Origin of the sequence: Pseudomonas sp. BYT-1, assembly GCF_023611805.1 — a bacterium.
In the GTDB taxonomy this organism is placed as follows: domain Bacteria; phylum Pseudomonadota; class Gammaproteobacteria; order Pseudomonadales; family Pseudomonadaceae; genus Aquipseudomonas; species Aquipseudomonas guariconensis.
In genome coordinates, this window is record NZ_CP072559.1 from 4,540,520 (window position 1) to 4,557,214 (window position 16,695).

Below are 16,695 nucleotides of genomic sequence, written 5' to 3' on the forward strand. Positions count from 1 at the left end.
TGCACCTTAGCGTTGATATTGCGCCTTCAACTGCTGAACATGTGCCTGCCACGCCTCCAATACTCCCCTTCCGGCAGCATCTGCCGTTGCCAGGGCGCTCTGGCAAGCCTGCTCGAAGTCACCCAGCGTGTTCGGCGCGCCCAGTCGCGGGTCGCTCAAACGCTGCTGACAGAACGAGAACCAACGCTGCCGCTCCTCGGCACTCAAGGTATCGGGGAAGTTTCTTGCCCGATAACGGAATAACAGCTCTGACATCCTCGAGTCATCGAACATCCAGTGCCCCTGTCCCAATTGCACAGGGTCAAGGGCGCGCACTTGATCACAGAGGCGACGATCTCGGTCTCCCAGAAAACCATCATACAACTGTTGCTCAGGGTCCTCGCTAGCCGCGAACTCATCGCCGCTGTAAATGCCTTCGAGCTTGTCCTGCCAAATATGCTGTTGCTCGGCCAATTGTTCCCCACGACGTTGCAACTGCGACATATCCAGACCCAGCCGCTGCTGATCGACAGGGCGCAATACCGTCAACGGGGCCACGACCGGGCAACGATTGATGTGCACCAACTTCAGCGGAACGGGTAATTGTCCATCAGGCAATTCGTCACGCCGGGTATACAAACATTGTCGTAATGTTTCTGTGGTCTCTTGCAATAACGGCAAGGTATCCAGGTGCAGGTCGCACACAATCAGTGCATTCCGATTACGTGGATGCCAGGCCAATGGCAATACCACCCCCAGATAATTACGCTCTGCAGAGAAGCGGCCAGATACATGTACCAGCGGCTGCAAAAGACGGATCTGCTCCATCACCTTGTGCTTGCTGCGCAATTGGAACAACCAGTCATATAACTTGGGTTGCTTCTGGCGAATCAGGCGAGCCAAGGCGATCGTTGCCCGTACGTCGGAAAGCGCTTCGTGGGCGTGGCCATGGTCGATGCCGTTGGCCTTGCTCAGCAGTTCAAGGCGCAGACTGGTGCGACCGTCCTGCTGCGGCCAGACGATGCCTTCCGGGCGCAAGGCATAGGCGGTGCGCACCACGTCGATCAAGTCCCAGCGGCTGTTGCCGCCCTGCCATTCTCGGGCGTAGGGGTCGAAGAAGTTTCGGTAGAGGCTGTAGCGGGTGACCTCGTCATCGAAACGCAGGGTGTTGTAGCCCGCGCCACAAGTGCCGGGGCGGGCCAGTTGCGCATGGACCCGGGTCATGAATTCGGCTTCGCATAGCCCCTCACGGGCCAGTTGCGCGGGCGTGATGCCGGTGACCAGGCAGGCGGCCGGGTGCGGCAGGATATCGTCGCTGGGACGACAATAGAGGCTGATAGGCGCTTCGATCTCGTTGAGTTCAAAGTCCGTTCGCACGCCTGCGACCTGCAGCGGACGGTCGCAGCGTGGATTGATGCCGGTGGTTTCGTAGTCGTGCCAGAAGATGCTGGAGCTCACGGGGTCTTCCTGTAACAAGGTCGACCAGAGTCTAGCGACCTGACAGGCCGGTCCGCACCCACGAATTCGCTGCAGCGCGTTGCCGAAGACTCAGGCGGAGGCGTTGATGGGGCGGAAGCTGAAGTAGTTGCGCAGAGCCCGGACGAAGTCGTCGTATTCGCGCGGGGGCTGCAACAGCATGAAACCGGCGTCGTAGTGGCCGGGGGTCTGATCCTCACGGCACCACAGGCAACTGGCGGTAAGATTGATGCATTGCACCCCGCCACCAACCACCGGCAGGCGCAGTTGCAACTCGAAATCCGGCCCCACCAGTACCGGCAGATGGCTGATCAACATCAGGCCGTCTTCCGAAGCATTGCCCAAGTAGCCGATCTGCTGGTCGGTGAACCGGTTGTAGACCTTGAGGACACAAGGCAACTGGTGGCGTTCTATATGGCGTTGAATAAACATGGCGTGGCGCGATCCGTACCTGATGCCAGGAAGACAAGGTACTGGCGGTGAGCGTTACATCTGGTTAACAGATTAGCTCAGCGCGACTCGGCATTTCCATGAAATCAAGAACACCTTGGTGTTAACGCCAAGGTGTACCGGTCGCAGGCGTCGCCACCGCCGACTCGCCACGCAGGTGCCCGAGCTGTTCGAGGGTCTGCAGGCGCGCCTTGGCGCGGTAGGCATACTCGTTCTGTGGATAACGCTGCATCAGGTACTGATAGGTCTGGGCCGCGTCCATGTAGAGCTTCTGACGCTCAAGGCACTGGCCACGCAGCATCGAAACTTCCGGATGGATGAACGGCCGTGCCCGGCTGGTGCGGTCCACCTGCGAGAGCTCCAGCATCACACGCTGGCAGTCGCCCCGGTCATAGGCTCGGTAGGCATTGTTCAGGTGATGGTCCATCGACCAGCGGGTGCAGCCGACGACACTGGCCGCGACGGCTAAAACGATCAGGGCTCGCATGGGGATCTCCTTTGATGGACAGTGTATCGGCCTGGCGCGGCAAATCTTCACATGCATCTGCAAGCATACCCCGCCCGTTCAAACGCCACCCTGCCAACTGGTGAGGTAGTGCAACGGAACAATGACTACAGCGATATTCAGGAGTAGCCTTTCGCTGCGCTTCACTATAGGAATCTGTGCATGACCATCCGCCGTACCAAAATCGTCGCCACCCTGGGCCCCGCCAGCAATTCACCGGAAGTGATCGAACAACTGATCCTCGCCGGCCTGGACGTGGCGCGCCTGAACTTCTCCCACGGCACTCCAGACGAGCACAAGGCCCGCGCCCGCCTGATCCGCGACATCGCCGCCAAGAATGGCCGCCACGTCGCGCTGCTGGGCGATCTGCAGGGTCCGAAGATCCGCATCGCCAAATTCAGCAACAAGCGCATCGAATTGAAGATCGGTGACAAATTCACCTTCTCCACCGCCCATCCGCTGACCGAAGGCAACCAGGAAATCGTCGGTATCGACTATCCCGATCTGGTCAAGGACTGCGGTGTCGGCGACGAGCTGCTGCTCGACGACGGCCGCGTGGTCATGCGCGTCGAAACCGCGACCGCCGACGCCCTGCACTGCGTGGTGATCATCGGCGGTCCGCTGTCCGACCATAAAGGCATCAACCGCAAAGGTGGCGGCCTGACCGCGCCGGCCTTGACCGAGAAGGACAAGGCCGACATCAAGCTGGCTGCAGAGATGGACCTGGACTACCTGGCCGTTTCCTTCCCGCGTGACGCCAGCGACATGGAATATGCCCGCAAGCTGCGCGACGAAGCCGGTGGCACCGCCTGGCTGGTGGCCAAGATCGAACGCGCCGAGGCCGTCGCCGACGACGAGACTCTGGACAACCTGATCGCAGCCTCCGACGCGGTAATGGTCGCCCGTGGTGACCTGGGCGTGGAAATCGGCGACGCCGAGCTGATCGCCATCCAGAAGAAGATCATCCAGCATGCCCGCCGCAACAACAAAGCGGTGATCGTCGCGACCCAGATGATGGAGTCGATGATCCAGAACCCGATGCCGACCCGCGCCGAAGTGTCCGACGTGGCCAACGCCGTGCTGGACAACACCGACGCGGTCATGCTCTCCGCCGAAAGCGCCGCCGGTGCCTACCCGATCGAAGCGGTCAAGGCCATGGCCCGCGTCTGCCAAGGTGCCGAGAAGCACCCGACCAGCCAGAAATCCAGCCACCGCCTGCACACGACGTTCGAACGTTGCGACGAAAGCATCGCCCTGGCCGCGATGTACACCGCCAACCACTTCCCGGGCGTCAAGGCGATCATCGCCCTCACCGAGAGCGGCTACACCCCGCTGATCATGTCGCGCCTGCGTTCGCACGTGCCGATCTACGCCATGTCGCCGCACCGTGCCACCCAGGCGCGTGCATCGCTGTTCCGCGGCGTCTACCCGATCGCCTTCGACCCAGCCTCGCTGCCAGCCGAAAAGGTCAGCCAGGCGGCCGTCGACGAACTGCTCAAGCGCGGCTTGGTGCAACAGGGTGACTGGGTGATCCTGACCAAAGGCGACAGCTACCACACCATCGGTGGCACCAACGGCATGAAGATCCTGCACGTGGGTGATCCGCTGGTCTGATGTTGTCGGACCCTGGGGCCGCTTCGCGGCCCATCGCAGGCTTGGCCAGCGCCCACCGCTTTACCTGTGGGGGCGGCCTTGCATCGCGAAAGGAGGGCAACGCCCTCCTCTGTTCACTCAGGCATGTTCGGTGAACACATCGGCAAACACCTGGTTCCTCGGCACACCGGCAATGAACAGCCGCCGCGCGAACTGCTCCACACTGCCCGGCGCTCCGCACGCAAGCGCCACCGTCTGTCGCGACGAAGGGCACAGCCCCGCCAACGCTTCCTCCAACGCCTCTGCGGTCACGCAGCACACATTCACCTGTGGATAACGGCTCGCCAGCTCATTCAAGGGGCCAGCCAGATAATGTCCCTGGCGATCCCGCGCCACGTGCATCACCTTGATCTCCCCCTGATGCCCCTGTCGCAGCGCCTCGCGCAGAATCCCCCACAACGGCCCAAGCCCTGTCCCTGCCGCCAGCAGCCATAGCGGCCGATCCTGCCACCCGGCGTCGTAGTGCAGGGCACCGCCCCTGAGCTCACCCAGGCGCAGTCCGTCGCCGACGACCAAATGCCTGGCTTTATCGCAAAAGGCACCCGGCAGGCGGCAGTCCAGATGAAACTCCAGAAACCTGTCCTCGCCTGGCAGGCTGGCCAGCGAATAAGGCCGTGCAACGCCCTGCTGCCACAGCACTAGATGTTGGCCTGCCTGATAGCGCAGAGGCCGCTCGGGTTGCAGACGCAAACGCAATACGTCACCGAACCAGTCCAGCTCGCAGACCCGCGCAGGCAAGCCGTCGGTCAGCGGGTCGAAGACGGCGACCTGCAGATCGCCGTTCACCCGGCACTGGCAGGCCAGGCGCCAGCCCTGCTCGCGCTGCTCACTGCTCAAGGCCTCGGGCATGGCATCCTCGGGCTGGCCTTCCAGGCAATGCACCAGGCAGGCGTGGCAATTGCCGGCGCGGCAGCTGTAGGGCACGGCATAGCCGGCCTCGTTGAGGGCGTCGAGCAGGTTGCTGGCGGCCGGCACGCTCCAGCGGTGCTCGCCGACGCGAAGTTCGGGCATGATCGAAACATCTCCACACATCACTGCGCCCACTCTAGGGCTTGCCCGGCAATTGAGCAAAAAGGATGCCCACAGCATGCCGACCTTGGTCCAGACCACGCGCAGGTGTGCCGGGCATCGATGCGCGCTATACTGCCGCGCCCTTTTGCGTCGGCCACTGCCTGCCGGCGCGCCTTGCAAGGTGTTTCGACGCGCTGGTCGGCTGTGTCGGAAGAGCCTTTTTGAATGTTCCCGTCTTTAAGAGGAGCGCGCTGCATGACCGTGATCAAGCAAGACGACCTGATTCAGAGCGTTGCCGACGCCCTGCAATTCATCTCGTACTACCACCCCGTCGATTTCATCCAGGCGATGCACGAGGCTTATCTGCGTGAAGAGTCGCCCGCTGCGCGCGACTCCATCGCCCAGATCCTGATCAACTCGCGCATGTGCGCCACCGGCCACCGCCCGATTTGCCAGGACACCGGTATCGTCACCGTGTTCGTGCGCGTGGGCATGGACGTGCGCTGGGATGGCGCCACCATGAGCGTCGACGACATGATCAACGAGGGTGTGCGTCGCGCCTACAACCTGCCTGAAAACGTCCTGCGCGCCTCGATCCTGGCTGACCCCGCCGGTGCCCGCAAGAACACCAAGGACAACACCCCGGCCGTCATCCACTACTCCATCGTGCCCGGCGACAAGGTCGAGGTCGACGTCGCAGCCAAGGGCGGTGGCTCGGAGAACAAGTCGAAGATGGCCATGCTCAACCCATCCGACTCGATCGTCGACTGGGTCCTGAACACTGTCCCGACCATGGGCGCCGGCTGGTGCCCGCCTGGCATGCTGGGTATCGGCATCGGCGGCACTGCAGAGAAAGCTGCGGTCATGGCCAAGGAAGTGTTGATGGAGTCCATCGACATCCATGAGCTCAAGGCCCGTGGCCCGCAGAACCGCATCGAAGAACTGCGCCTGGAGCTGTTCGAGAAGGTCAACCAGCTGGGTATCGGTGCCCAGGGCCTGGGCGGTCTGACCACCGTGCTCGACGTCAAGATCATGGACTACCCGACCCACGCCGCCTCGCTGCCGGTCTGCATGATCCCGAACTGCGCCGCCACCCGCCACGCCCATTTCGTGCTGGACGGCTCCGGCCCGGCCGAGCTGGAAGCGCCGTCGCTGGACGCCTACCCGGAAATCGTCTGGGAAGCCGGCCCGAGTGCCCGCCGCGTCAACCTCGACGCGATCACCCCGGAAGAAGTCGCCAGCTGGAAGCCGGGCGAGACCCTGCTGCTCAACGGCAAGATGCTCACCGGTCGTGACGCCGCGCACAAGCGCATGGTCGAGATGCTCAACCGCGGCGAAGAGCTGCCGGTCGACCTCAAAGGCCGCTTCATCTATTACGTCGGCCCAGTCGATCCGGTCGGTGACGAAGTGGTAGGCCCTGCCGGCCCGACCACCGCCACCCGCATGGACAAGTTCACCCGCCAGATCCTCGAGCAGACCGGCCTGCTGGGCATGATCGGCAAGTCCGAGCGTGGCCCGACCGCCATCGAGGCGATCAAGGACAACAAAGCGGTGTACCTGATGGCCGTTGGCGGCGCCGCCTACCTGGTGGCCCAGGCAATCCGCAAGTCCCAGGTCCTGGCCTTCGCCGAGCTGGGCATGGAAGCGATCTACGAGTTCGAGGTCAAGGACATGCCGGTCACCGTCGCGGTGGACAGCAACGGTGAGTCGGTGCACATCACCGGTCCCGCCCTGTGGCAGAGCAAGATCGCGCAGAGCCTTGCGGTTGAAGTGAAGTAAGCCTGATGTAGCAGCGGCGCCTTCTTCGCGGATGGACCCGCTCCCACAGGGCATCCACTGAACTCCAAAACAGTGGAGCGTTCGTAGGAGCCGGTTCACCCGCGAAGGGGCCGCAACTGTCCTATCCAATTCTGTCGAACTGCTCCGGCCAGTCCCGCCGGATGAACACCTGTCCTTCGCGTCGAACCCGACGTACTTCCTCCAGATCGACTTTACCCAGCAGCCAGCGACTGCCATCAGGGCAAAGCTCGGCGCTCTCGGCAATCACCCCATTACTCGGCATGCCGTAATCCGGCGGCACGAACAGCCCTGCCCGTCCGATATTCTCGTCAAGCGCCGGCGACCAAGGCGCCATACCCACCGTCGGGCTTTGCAGCACCGCGATCTGATTCTCCAGTGCTCGGGCCTGGGCACCGATGCGCACCCGGTGATAACCAGCCTCGGTGTCAGTACAGCTTGGGGCCAGGATCAAGTCGGCGCCTCGTTCGGCCAAGTATCGGGCGAGCAGGGGGAATTCGTTGTCGTAACAGATCAGGATGCCCAATTGTCCCAGCGCCGTATCGAACACCTTGAGCCCTTCACCAGCAGCGATGTTCCATTGCTCACGCTCGAAGCGGGTCATGATCAGTTTGTCCTGATAACCCAGCACGCCGTCCGGTCCGAACAACCAGGCACGGTTGCGGTAGCGCCCGTCCGTCTCGAGCACCGGCAGGCTGCCTGGCTGCAGATAGATTCCCCAGCGCCGAGCGATTCCCTCGCACAAGGCAAGCCAGGGCTCGATCAGCGGCTGGATCCCAGCGATCGATCCCTTCAGGTCGCTCCGTTGCTCAGAGGGCAACTGGCCACTTAGGACCAACCCCGCATACTCAGGCAGCAGCAACAACTGCGCGCCGCCCTCGACAGCCTCGGCGCACAAGCTCTGGAGGTGCTCGGCATAGGCCGCCCAGGTCGTGTGCAGCTCGATGGCGTACTGGCAAGCGGCCAGACGGATCACAAGGGTAGTTCCTTGAGCCAGAAGGACATGATCTTCGCCGATGCCTGCTCCTCGTCGAGGTCGCGCCAGGCATAGGTCGTGCGCAGCGACGGCTCATGCAGGAAGCCCCGATTGCGCCAGAAGCCGTGCAAGGGCTTGTAGTCGGCAGGACGCCGGGGATGCCCGGCCGGCCGCTCGACCGAGCAGAACGCGCAGTAGTCGAATTCGGCGAGCTTGTGAGCGTAAGACTCGCGCTCGATGAAAAAGCGCACACCCAAGCCCTGGCCCCGGTAAGCCGGCAATAGCACCGACTCGCCGAAGTAGTAGACGCTCGCAGGATCGCGCCCTTGGGCCAGGAACGGCTGTTGGAATTCAGGCGTCTCGTCGACCAGAGGCAGGCCCGTGGAGGCCCCCACCACCTGCCCTTGGTCGATGGCCAGCACCGCCAGGCTGCGCCCGGAGCGGGCGTAGGTGGACAAGTAGTCGGCCTCGTACTGCGGCGTACCGTCGTAAAGGTAGGGAAACTCGCGAAACACCGAAAGGCGCAGGCGAGCGAGGTCATCGATGTAAGGCGCAATCGCGGCGCCGTGCAACAGGCGGATTTCCATGCTTAGCGGTCGTTTTGTCGATGTGGATGACGCGCTCGGCTAAGCCGGGCTTGAGGGGAAACCCTATCATCCGGCCCAAGCCATCCCCTTTCCCGTACACGACAGGAACATTGCCATGACCGCTACCGAACTTGTGAACGCTTATTACGCAGCCTTCAATGCTGGCAACATGCCCGCCTTCCTCGGATTGCTCAGCGAAGATGTGATTCACGACATCAACCAGGGTGAGCGGCAGATGGGCAAAGCGGCGTTTGCAGCGTTCATGGACAAGATGAACCGCTGCTACCGGGAGCGTCTGGCGGACATCGTGGTGATGCAGAATGCCGATGGGAGCCGTGCGGCGGCGGAGTTCACCGTACATGGGGAGTACCTGGCCGACGACGAAGGGCTGCCACCGGCCAACGGACAGACGTATGTGCTGCCGGCGGGGGCGTTCTTCTATATCCATTGTGGGAAGATTGCTCGGGTGACCAATTACTACAACTTGAATGATTGGGTTGAGCAGGTAGGTTGAGCTTTTTGAGGAGCGTGTGAATATCCAATGTTGGTGGGGGCGCTGATGGCGCTTCTCGCCCTTACGGCGACCTACTTTTGCTCTTGGGCAAAAGTGACCCGCCGTAAGGGCGAAACGGTGAGTCAGCGTCGACAACTCAAATGAATGAACCCACCGACACCGACACCGACCTAGCCCAAGAAACTACCCAAGCACCCGCAGAAACGCCGCCAACCAGGCAGGATGCGCCGGCCAGGCAGGCGCCGTCACCAGATTCCCATCCACATGCGCCTGGTCCAGAGCGATATCCACAAACCGCCCCCCCGCCAACCGTACCTCAGGTGCACACGCAGGATACGCACTGCACTCACGCCCCTCCAGCACACCTGCCGCCGCCAGCAACTGCGCCCCGTGACACACCGCCGCGATCGGCTTGCCCGCCTGGTCGAAGGCCTTGACCAGCGCCAGCACCCGCTCATCCAGGCGCAGGTACTCAGGCGCCCGGCCACCGGGGATCAACAACGCGTCGTACCCCTCGGCCCGAACCTGCACGAAATCGAAGTTCAAGGCAAAGTTGTGCCCAGGCTTCTCGCTGTAGGTCTGGTCGCCCTCGAAGTCATGGATCGCCGTGCGCACCGTCTGCCCGGCCAACTTCTCCGGACACACCGCATGCACCGTATGCCCGACCATCTTCAGTGCCTGGAACGGCACCATCACTTCGTAGTCCTCGACGAAGTCACCCACCAGCATGAGAATTTTCTTGGCCGTCATCGCATCCACCCCTTCCGTTGCATGGGAACAATCCCTGCACGATAGTCCGCTTCAGCGTGTACGGGTACTCACCACAGGTCTAGTCGCGACGATTGAGCAGATTGACCACCAGCCGGTCGAGCCACCCCCACAGCCGCTGCTGCAGCCGACGCCAGAAGGGCCGGGCATGCCAGCGTGCCAGGTCGACTTCCTGGCTGAGGGCGAAGTCTCGCTCGAAGCTGGCGGCCACCGCCGCCGTCAGGGGCGGGTCGAGGGCTTCTACATTGGCCTCGAGGTTGAAGTGCAGGTTCCAATGATCGAAGTTGCAGGACCCCACACTGACCCACTCGTCCACCAGCACCATCTTCAGGTGCAGGAAGCACGGCTGATACTCGAAGATCCGAACGCCGGCGCGCAGTAGACGGGGGTAATAGCGGTGCCCGGCGTAACGGACCGCCGGGTGGTCGGTGCGCGGGCCGGTGAGCAGTAGGCGCACGTCGATGCCCTTCTGCGCCGCTCGTCGCAGGGAGCGACGCACACTGAAGGTCGGGAGGAAGTACGGTGTGGCCAGCCAGATGCGCCGTTGGCCGCTGTTGAGGGCACGCACCAGCGAGTGCAAGATGTCCTGATGCTGACGGGCGTCGGCGTAGGCCACCCGGCCCATGCCCTGGCCTTGGGCGGGCACCCGCGGCAGGCGGGGCAGGCCAAAGCCCTCGGCTGGCCGCCAGGCGGTGCGCCGATTGTTGGCGTGCCACTGGCGATCGAACAACAGTTGCCAGTCGGTGACGATGGGGCCTTCCATTCGCACCATCACTTCATGCCATTCGCTGGTGTCGACGCCTGGGGTCCAGAATTCATCGGTAACGCCCGTCCCGCCCACCACTGCCCAGCATTCATCGACCAGCAGCAGCTTGCGGTGGTCCCGGTACAGGTTGCGAACCCCACGCCGCCAACGCAGGCGGTTGTAGTAGCGCACCTGTACGCCCGCCGCCTCCAGGCGTTGGCGCAACGCTGAGGGGAAGGCCAGCGAGCCATAGTCGTCGAACAGGCAGCGAACCCGCACGCCACGGCTGGCGGCCTGCTCCAAGGCCTCGACCACCGCATCTGCACAGCGACCGGCTTCGACCAGATAGAGCTCCAGATCGACCTGGAATTCGGCGCGCACGATCGCCAGGAGCATGCGCGGAAAGAATTCGGGGCCGTCGATCAGCAGTTCGAACTCGTTGCCATCCCGCCAGGGGAAGACCGGCCCCGGCATGTCAGCGGGCGGAGAAGATCAGCACCGCACTCACCGGCACCGATGGGCTGATGGACGCAACACCGGAAAGCTTGCGCAGGGACGCCAGCCCCGGCAACAGATCGAACTCCTCGGCACGCAGGATCAACGGCTCCAGGGTTACCACCTGGAAACGACGTTCATCCAGACGGGTGGCCAGCAGCAAGGTATCGTAGCGGTGCGATTGCCCGTGCAGGGTCACAGTCACCGGTAGACGCAGTTCGACCTGGGCGCCATTGGCCAGGTCGTTGATGGGGCGCAGGTCGATCTTCGTCTGCACAAGGGCCTCGGGAAACTTGGCGACCTGGAACAGCTCGTTGCGCATGCGCTCGTCACGTAGCGGTATGCCACCGCTGACCGAATCCATTTCGATGCTGACCTGGGCATTGCCTTTGCCGTCGACCTTGCCATGGAACACCAGGAAGCGATGCACCTCGGAGGTGTCACCATTCTTGCTGGTGACAAAAGACAAACGTGAGGACTCGCCATCCAGGTGCCAGCTGGCATGGGCAGGCAGGCACAAGGCCATGAGCAGAGCAGGCAGTAGACGGGGCAGTTTGAACATTTGAAATCTCGTGTAACAAGGCCGTCAACCTTACCCGCCCGCCTTCACGGCAGCAAGCGGCAGCCCTCCCGCGCGTTCACCCAGGCTGCCTGATTGCGCCGTCCCAAGCCTTCAGCGAGCACCCGACGTCGCGCGTGGTCCTCTTCCAACCTGCCCAAGGGCAGGTACTGCTGTACATAACCCCGGCAGTAGACCTCATCGAAGCCCATGACGAAGCGGCACGAGCAGTACTCCTTGGCCGAGTAGGCCGACAGGATGCTCGGAAAATCCGCCAACGCCTGGCGCTCGTGCCACGCCCACACCAGCAACGCCACCATCAACAACAGCAGGACGCGCTTCATCTGCCCTCCCCCGCAACGGCCGCCAACACCCGCTTGAGCAGTTCGTTGTGCTGGTAGGTGCCATCGCGGTCATCGGCGTAACGCACGATCACCAATTTCTGCGAAGGCACCACATAAAGTGCCTGGCCCCAATGACCCAGTGCGGCATAGACGTCTTGGGCAGCGTCCGGCCATGGCGCCGGCTGGCCCGGCAACGGCTGGTTGAGCCACCAGTGCCCGCCAGGATTGGCCTCGTCCGGGATCGCCTCGGCCCGCTCGAACAGCTGCCGATTGAACGCCACCCAGTCCCTGGGCAACAGTTGCCGCCCTTGCCAACGCCCATCACGCAGCATCAGCAGGCCGATGCGGGCCAGGTCTCGCGCACTCAAATAAAGATAGGAGGAGCCCACGTAGGTGCCGGCGCTATCGCGCTCCCAGACTGCGCGGCGAATACCCAAGGGCTCGAACAACGCCTGCCATGGGTAGGCATCACGGCTGTCGGGGGGCAGCATGCCGCGCAAGGCCGCCGCCAGCAGGTTGCTGTCGCCACTGGAGTAGCGAAAGCGCTCGCCCGGTGCCACCTCGGCCGGCTGCGCTGCGGTGAAGGCAGCCATGTCCTTACGGCCACGGGTATACAGCATGGCCACCACCGAGGACTTGAGCGGTGCGTATTCGTAGTCCTCCTGCCAGGCCAGGCCGCTGGCCCAATGCAGCAGGTCGACGATGCGCAGTTCCGAATGCACCTTGAGCGGCGGATAGTAGTGCCATGCCGGCGCATCGAGGGTAAAGCGCCCTTCGCCGTAAGCCACCCCCAGCACAGTGGCCAGCACACTCTTGCTGATCGACCAGGTCAGGTGCGTGGTGTCGGCACGGGTGGGCGCGACGTAGCGCTCATACAGGATACGCCCGTCACGGATGACCAGCAGCGCATCGCTGCGCACACCCGTGCGCCCGGTCTCGTCGCGGTCGGGAAAGGCATAGGCCTCGACCGCCTGCCAGTCGATGGCCGCAGGTTCGCGCTGCCACTGCGGATCCGGCCACGACTCGGCCCACGCCGAAACGCTCACCCCTGCCAGAATGCCCAGCAATTTCCCCAACCTGCCCATGGCCGCCCCTCACGTGGCTGAACGGGCGAGCCTGCCAGGGTTTCATGACAATCCGACAGCGGCCCAGGCCTTGTGCAGGCGCTTCTCCCGCGCCGCCGTGGCCAGCGCCAGCACGCCCTGATCGCGCTGCCACAACTGCATCCAGTGAGGCGGCCCGCCCGCCAGGGCTTTGTCGATCGTCTCGCGCAGCGCATGGAACTGGGCGAACAGACCGCCCAGCAGCAAGTGGCAGGCGGCGCTGTCGGCGCACTGTCGGCTGCCCTCGGCGCATCCACCCAGCAGGCCCAGTAAACGCAGCCGCAGGTCCTGGGGCCAGGCACTTTCCTGACCGACGCCATACAGCCAGGCCACCAGCGCGGCGAGCACGTAGAGGTCTTCCAACGAGCGGAAGGGTTTGACGTAGGCATCCCAACCATCACCGGCGAGCCGTTCGCAGGCGGCCTGGTGCAACTGCAGGCGCGCATGGCCGACTTCGGGCATCAACGGCAAGGTGGGCAAGGCCTCCAGCGTCACCCCTGCCTCACCCGGGTAGACCACCGCCAGTTGCAGTCGAGGCTTCTCGCCATCAGCCTCGCTGCGCGCCGCCACCAGCAGCCATTCGGCGTCCAGCCCGGCGGTGACGAAATCCTTGCTGCCGGTCAGGCGCAGGTTCTCCAGGCGGGTCTGCATGTCCGCCGGCCGCACGCTGCGCCGCTCGGTGGCACACAAGGCACCCAGGCTGGCTGGGGCACTGGGCCAGAGCACACGCAGGGCCGCTTGGTAACCGACTAGAAAAGCCAGCCCCGGCGTCGCCATCGCCCGCCCACCGAGCACCGCCAGCTCGAAGGGCGAGACTGGCCCGAGACGCTCGAGCAGGGCGGCGTAGCCTTCACCCAGGCTTTGGGCCTCGGGCTGGCGGTAGGGGTCGTTGACTCGTTGCAACCAGGGCATCTCAGGCTCCTCGTCAGGGGTTGTCACGCAAGCATCACCAAAGCTTCACGGGGGTGACACCGCGCGTACCTAGGCTGACTTTGCACAACAAAGTCGACCGGCCGCAACCCTTGGCTGGCTCATGGAGACTCGCAATGACTCGGACCGCACGCTCTGGCGACACCAGCACTGAACGCCGTCTGCAAGCCGAACGCCTGGTCGGCGCCACGGCGCTTCAGGAAGCACAGGCCCTGCGCTTCAAAGTGTTCAGCGCCGAATTCCAGGCCAAGCTCAAGGGCGCGGAACTGGGCCTGGACATGGACGACTACGACATCCATTGTCGCCACATCGGCGTGCGTGACCTGGCCACCGGCCAACTGGTCGCCACTACCCGTCTGCTCGACCACCAGGCCGCCAGCAGCCTGGGACGCTTCTACAGCGAAGAAGAGTTCAGCCTGCACGGCCTGCTGGAACTGCAGGGGCCGATCCTGGAGCTGGGCCGTACCTGCGTCGACCCGGCCTATCGCAATGGCGGCACCATTGCCGTGCTCTGGGGCGAGCTCGCCGAAGTGCTCAACGAAGGCCGCTACAACTACTTGATGGGGTGCGCCAGCATTCCCATGCAGGACGGCGGCGTGCAGGCCCACGCCATCATGCAGCGCCTGCGCGAACGCTACCTGTGCACCGAGCACCTGCGGGCCGAGCCGAAAAAACCACTGCCGACCCTGGCCCTGCCGAACAACGTCATCGCCGAAATGCCGCCCTTGCTCAAGGCTTACATGCGCCTGGGCGCGAAGATCTGCGGCGAACCGTGCTGGGACGAGGATTTCCAGGTCGCCGATGTGTTCATCCTGCTCAAGCGCGACGACCTCTGCCCGCGCTACGCCCGCCACTTCAAGGCGGCGGTGTGATGCCTGGATTGCGGGCATTCGCCCGCCTGTCGCGTCTGCTGCTGGTGCTGGCACTGGGCATCGTCATGGCCAGCGCGATCACCCTGGGAGAACGCCTGGGCCTGAAGCCTTCCTGCCAACGGCGCCAGCGCTGGACATGCCTGTTCATGCGGTATCTGGTCGCCGCCCTGCCCTTCGAGGTCCGAGTGATTGGCCCTTTACCGTTACAGCCGATGCTGTGGGTCAGCAACCATGTGTCCTGGACCGACATCCCCCTGCTTGGCATGCTCACGCCGCTGTCGTTCCTGTCCAAGGCCGAAGTGCGCCACTGGCCGCTGGCCGGTTGGCTGGCGGAAAAAGCCGGCACCCTGTTCATCCGCCGTGGCGGTGGTGACGGCCAGCGCCTGTCTCAGCAGATCGGTGAGCAGTTGGCCCAGCAACGGCCGCTGCTGATCTTTCCGGAAGGCACCACCACCAACGGCCGCGCCCTGCGTACCTTCCATGGCCGGCTGCTGGCCGGCGCCATCGACCAAGGCACCCCGGTGCAGCCGGTGGCGATCCAGTACCTGCGCAACGGTCAAGCGGACCCGATCGCGCCGTTTATTGGCGATGACGACCTGGTGTCTCACCTGATGCGTTTGTTCCGCCAGCCGCACGGGGAAGTGATCATCCAGCTGCTGGAGCCGATCCCCAGCCTAGGCAAGGAGCGGGCGGTGCTGGCGTTCCAGGCGCAGCAGGCGGTGCAGCTGGCCTTGTATGGCGCCGACGGGTGGGAAGCGGTGCCGCGACGGCAAGCGAAGGCGGCCTGAGTCGTGTGGCGGTCCAATCGGCCCTTTCGCGGGTAAACCCGCTCCGATAAGGGTGGCGGTGCCTTGTGGGAGCGGGTTTACCCGCGAAAAGGCCCGTACGGTCGTATGAAGGTTCATCGACTCGCCAGCGCAAAAGCCTGCAACTGCGGATAGAACTCGCGAAAATCCGCCAACAACGGCTCGTACAACACCTCCAACTCCCCCATCACCCCGTCCATGCCTTCCGGCCGTGACAACCGCCGGGCGATACCGCGAAACACCTGCTCCAGCGTGTCGAAATCGCCATAGGCGCCCAGCCAGTCGTCTGCGGCCATGAACGGGGCGATATGCGCCAGCCGCCCGGGCAGTGCCGGCTCGGCGAGCAGTACGCGGTAGAAGTCTCCGGTGAAGGCGCTCAGCGGCTGTGCGGCGTAATCGTCCCAGTGCCGCGCCAGGCAGTGGTCGAAAAACACATCCAGGACGATCCCGGCAAAACGCCGCCGCTCACGGGGAAAGCGCGCCAGCGCCGCCAGTACCAGCGGGTGGCTGTCGGTGTAGCTGTCGATATGGCGGTGCAGACGAATCGAAGCCTCGAGGGCCGGCGGGAAGCGCCCTTGCAGCGAACCTTTGACGAAATCGCCATACAGGCTGCCGAGCAGTTGTTGCGGCTCTCGGCCGCCCAGATGCAGGTGTGCGAGGTAGTTCATGGCGCCCAGTCTAGCACTCACGGGAACCATATCGTTATAACGCGATATAGCGATTCGCGCTCAGCTAAGAACCTCTTCATATTTGTATATCGCGAAATACCGATTTATATTTCGCCTCATCGCGATATAACGCTACACACCATGAGTCCCACCATGCCTCTTGATCTCGACGAAATAATAAAAGCCCTCTCCCACCCGGTAAGGCGAGAAATCCTCACCTGGCTCAAGGACCCGGCTGCGCAGTTCCCCGACCAGCAGCACAGCACCGAATACGGCGTCTGTGCCGGGCAAATCGACCAACGCTGCGGCCTGTCGCAGTCGACCGTCTCCGCCCACCTGGCCACCTTGCAGCGCGCGGGCCTCATCAGCAGCCAGAAGATCGGCCAGTGGCACTTCTTCAAACGCAACGAGGACACCATCCAGGCGTTCCTCCAGCAGATGAGCCAAGAGCTCTGAC

19 protein-coding genes are annotated in these 16,695 nt (G+C 63.6%); 6 read left to right on the forward strand and 13 right to left on the reverse strand.

Annotated elements, in window-relative coordinates:
* Positions 1-6 precede the first annotated feature (6 nt).
* The 3 genes from sbcB to J5X93_RS21220 form a co-directional block, all read right to left on the reverse strand.
* Positions 7-1,437 carry an exodeoxyribonuclease I gene (gene sbcB, locus J5X93_RS21210; protein ID WP_102081638.1) on the reverse strand — a complete coding sequence of 477 codons (1,431 nt, stop codon included), beginning with the start codon at positions 1,435-1,437 and terminating at the stop codon, positions 7-9.
* Between the two features lie 90 nt (positions 1,438-1,527).
* Positions 1,528-1,887, reverse strand: coding sequence for a PilZ domain-containing protein (locus J5X93_RS21215; protein WP_070576060.1), 360 nt, complete (start codon positions 1,885-1,887; stop codon positions 1,528-1,530).
* A gap of 121 nt (positions 1,888-2,008) precedes the next feature.
* Positions 2,009-2,392, reverse strand: coding sequence for a tetratricopeptide repeat protein (locus J5X93_RS21220; RefSeq protein WP_043214930.1), 384 nt, complete (start codon positions 2,390-2,392; stop codon positions 2,009-2,011).
* A gap of 180 nt (positions 2,393-2,572) precedes the next feature.
* Between J5X93_RS21220 and pyk the strand changes: the two genes are divergently transcribed.
* Positions 2,573-4,024, forward strand: coding sequence for a pyruvate kinase (gene pyk, locus J5X93_RS21225; protein ID WP_043214932.1), 1,452 nt, complete (start codon positions 2,573-2,575; stop codon positions 4,022-4,024).
* A gap of 117 nt (positions 4,025-4,141) precedes the next feature.
* On the opposite strand, the gene J5X93_RS21230 is transcribed toward pyk, so the two are convergent.
* A complete protein-coding gene (locus J5X93_RS21230; RefSeq protein WP_102081637.1) occupies positions 4,142-5,074 on the reverse strand; it encodes an iron-sulfur-binding ferredoxin reductase in 933 nt (310 codons plus the stop codon).
* A 255-nt stretch (positions 5,075-5,329) separates the two neighbouring features.
* Between J5X93_RS21230 and J5X93_RS21235 the strand changes: the two genes are divergently transcribed.
* Positions 5,330-6,853, forward strand: a complete 1,524-nt coding sequence (locus J5X93_RS21235; RefSeq protein WP_250033968.1) for a fumarate hydratase — start codon at positions 5,330-5,332, stop codon at positions 6,851-6,853.
* 121 nt (positions 6,854-6,974) lie between these two features.
* Here the strand turns inward: J5X93_RS21235 and J5X93_RS21240 are convergent, their stop codons facing one another.
* Both J5X93_RS21240 and J5X93_RS21245 read right to left on the reverse strand, forming a co-directional pair.
* On the reverse strand, positions 6,975-7,847 hold the full coding sequence (locus J5X93_RS21240) for a carbon-nitrogen hydrolase family protein (RefSeq protein ID WP_102081636.1): 873 nt from the start codon (positions 7,845-7,847) through the stop codon (positions 6,975-6,977).
* Entirely contained in the window at positions 7,844-8,434 is a 591-nt protein-coding gene (locus tag J5X93_RS21245) for a GNAT family acetyltransferase (protein ID WP_043214941.1), read from the reverse strand. Before J5X93_RS21245 ends, J5X93_RS21240 begins: the two co-directional genes overlap by 4 nt.
* Before the next feature lie 115 nt (positions 8,435-8,549).
* On the opposite strand from J5X93_RS21245, the gene J5X93_RS21250 reads away from it, so the two are divergent.
* On the forward strand, positions 8,550-8,948 hold the full coding sequence (locus tag J5X93_RS21250) for a nuclear transport factor 2 family protein (RefSeq protein WP_102081635.1): 399 nt from the start codon (positions 8,550-8,552) through the stop codon (positions 8,946-8,948).
* A gap of 183 nt (positions 8,949-9,131) precedes the next feature.
* On the opposite strand, the gene J5X93_RS21255 is transcribed toward J5X93_RS21250, so the two are convergent.
* The 6 genes from J5X93_RS21255 to J5X93_RS21280 all read right to left on the reverse strand — a co-directional run bounded on the left by J5X93_RS21255 (position 9,132) and on the right by J5X93_RS21280 (position 13,874).
* Positions 9,132-9,698: a DJ-1/PfpI family protein gene (locus J5X93_RS21255; protein ID WP_070092394.1), complete on the reverse strand. Its 567-nt coding sequence runs from the start codon at positions 9,696-9,698 to the stop codon at positions 9,132-9,134.
* Between the two features lie 79 nt (positions 9,699-9,777).
* Positions 9,778-10,935, reverse strand: coding sequence for a phospholipase D-like domain-containing protein (locus J5X93_RS21260; RefSeq protein ID WP_070576082.1), 1,158 nt, complete (start codon positions 10,933-10,935; stop codon positions 9,778-9,780).
* Between the two features lies 1 nt (position 10,936).
* Complete coding sequence (locus J5X93_RS21265; RefSeq protein ID WP_043214956.1) at positions 10,937-11,518, reverse strand: YceI family protein; 582 nt, start codon at positions 11,516-11,518, stop codon at positions 10,937-10,939.
* 44 nt (positions 11,519-11,562) lie between these two features.
* Positions 11,563-11,859, reverse strand: a complete 297-nt coding sequence (locus J5X93_RS21270) for a hypothetical protein (RefSeq protein ID WP_043214957.1) — start codon at positions 11,857-11,859, stop codon at positions 11,563-11,565.
* A complete protein-coding gene (locus J5X93_RS21275; protein WP_411268929.1) occupies positions 11,856-12,944 on the reverse strand; it encodes a serine hydrolase domain-containing protein in 1,089 nt (362 codons plus the stop codon). The genes J5X93_RS21270 and J5X93_RS21275 overlap by 4 nt, the downstream gene beginning before the upstream one ends.
* Positions 12,945-12,986: 42 nt before the next feature.
* Positions 12,987-13,874 (reverse strand): acyl-CoA dehydrogenase middle domain-containing protein, encoded by an 888-nt coding sequence (locus J5X93_RS21280; protein WP_043214961.1) that lies wholly within the window; start codon positions 13,872-13,874, stop codon positions 12,987-12,989.
* 134 nt (positions 13,875-14,008) lie between these two features.
* Between J5X93_RS21280 and olsB the strand changes: the two genes are divergently transcribed.
* Together olsB and J5X93_RS21290 are read left to right on the forward strand one after the other, a co-directional pair.
* The gene (gene olsB, locus J5X93_RS21285; RefSeq protein WP_090344936.1) at positions 14,009-14,764 is read left to right on the forward strand and encodes an L-ornithine N(alpha)-acyltransferase; all 756 of its coding nucleotides are present in this window, start codon (positions 14,009-14,011) and stop codon (positions 14,762-14,764) included.
* Positions 14,764-15,552: a lysophospholipid acyltransferase family protein gene (locus tag J5X93_RS21290; RefSeq protein WP_090344934.1), complete on the forward strand. Its 789-nt coding sequence runs from the start codon at positions 14,764-14,766 to the stop codon at positions 15,550-15,552. The genes olsB and J5X93_RS21290 overlap by 1 nt, the downstream gene beginning before the upstream one ends.
* A 113-nt stretch (positions 15,553-15,665) precedes the next feature.
* Here the strand turns inward: J5X93_RS21290 and J5X93_RS21295 are convergent, their stop codons facing one another.
* The gene (locus J5X93_RS21295; protein WP_090344932.1) at positions 15,666-16,238 is read right to left on the reverse strand and encodes an acyl carrier protein phosphodiesterase; all 573 of its coding nucleotides are present in this window, start codon (positions 16,236-16,238) and stop codon (positions 15,666-15,668) included.
* A gap of 153 nt (positions 16,239-16,391) precedes the next feature.
* Here J5X93_RS21295 and J5X93_RS21300 point away from each other — a divergent pair, with 153 nt between their 5' ends.
* Positions 16,392-16,694, forward strand: a complete 303-nt coding sequence (locus J5X93_RS21300; RefSeq protein ID WP_043213583.1) for an ArsR/SmtB family transcription factor — start codon at positions 16,392-16,394, stop codon at positions 16,692-16,694.
* The last annotated feature ends 1 nt before the right edge of the window (position 16,695 follow it).

Excerpts from the sequence above, each read along its gene's own strand:
- J5X93_RS21235 (WP_250033968.1), top strand. The coding sequence starts at position 5,330 with ATGACCGTGATCAAGCAAGACGACCTGATTCAGAGCGTTGCCGACGCC.
- J5X93_RS21290 (WP_090344934.1), top strand. The coding sequence starts at position 14,764 with ATGCCTGGATTGCGGGCATTCGCCCGCCTGTCGCGTCTGCTGCTGGTG.
- J5X93_RS21245 (WP_043214941.1), bottom strand. The coding sequence starts at position 8,434 with ATGGAAATCCGCCTGTTGCACGGCGCCGCGATTGCGCCTTACATCGAT.
- J5X93_RS21230 (WP_102081637.1), bottom strand. The coding sequence starts at position 5,074 with ATGCCCGAACTTCGCGTCGGCGAGCACCGCTGGAGCGTGCCGGCCGCC.
- J5X93_RS21275 (WP_411268929.1), bottom strand. The coding sequence starts at position 12,944 with ATGGGCAGGTTGGGGAAATTGCTGGGCATTCTGGCAGGGGTGAGCGTT.
- J5X93_RS21270 (WP_043214957.1), bottom strand. The coding sequence starts at position 11,859 with ATGAAGCGCGTCCTGCTGTTGTTGATGGTGGCGTTGCTGGTGTGGGCG.
- olsB (WP_090344936.1), top strand. The coding sequence starts at position 14,009 with ATGACTCGGACCGCACGCTCTGGCGACACCAGCACTGAACGCCGTCTG.
- J5X93_RS21280 (WP_043214961.1), bottom strand. The coding sequence starts at position 13,874 with ATGCCCTGGTTGCAACGAGTCAACGACCCCTACCGCCAGCCCGAGGCC.
- J5X93_RS21260 (WP_070576082.1), bottom strand. The coding sequence starts at position 10,935 with ATGCCGGGGCCGGTCTTCCCCTGGCGGGATGGCAACGAGTTCGAACTG.
- J5X93_RS21220 (WP_043214930.1), bottom strand. The coding sequence starts at position 2,392 with ATGCGAGCCCTGATCGTTTTAGCCGTCGCGGCCAGTGTCGTCGGCTGC.
- J5X93_RS21215 (WP_070576060.1), bottom strand. The coding sequence starts at position 1,887 with ATGTTTATTCAACGCCATATAGAACGCCACCAGTTGCCTTGTGTCCTC.
- J5X93_RS21255 (WP_070092394.1), bottom strand. The coding sequence starts at position 9,698 with ATGACGGCCAAGAAAATTCTCATGCTGGTGGGTGACTTCGTCGAGGAC.
- pyk (WP_043214932.1), top strand. The coding sequence starts at position 2,573 with ATGACCATCCGCCGTACCAAAATCGTCGCCACCCTGGGCCCCGCCAGC.
- J5X93_RS21300 (WP_043213583.1), top strand. The coding sequence starts at position 16,392 with ATGCCTCTTGATCTCGACGAAATAATAAAAGCCCTCTCCCACCCGGTA.
- J5X93_RS21295 (WP_090344932.1), bottom strand. The coding sequence starts at position 16,238 with ATGAACTACCTCGCACACCTGCATCTGGGCGGCCGAGAGCCGCAACAA.
- J5X93_RS21265 (WP_043214956.1), bottom strand. The coding sequence starts at position 11,518 with ATGTTCAAACTGCCCCGTCTACTGCCTGCTCTGCTCATGGCCTTGTGC.
- J5X93_RS21250 (WP_102081635.1), top strand. The coding sequence starts at position 8,550 with ATGACCGCTACCGAACTTGTGAACGCTTATTACGCAGCCTTCAATGCT.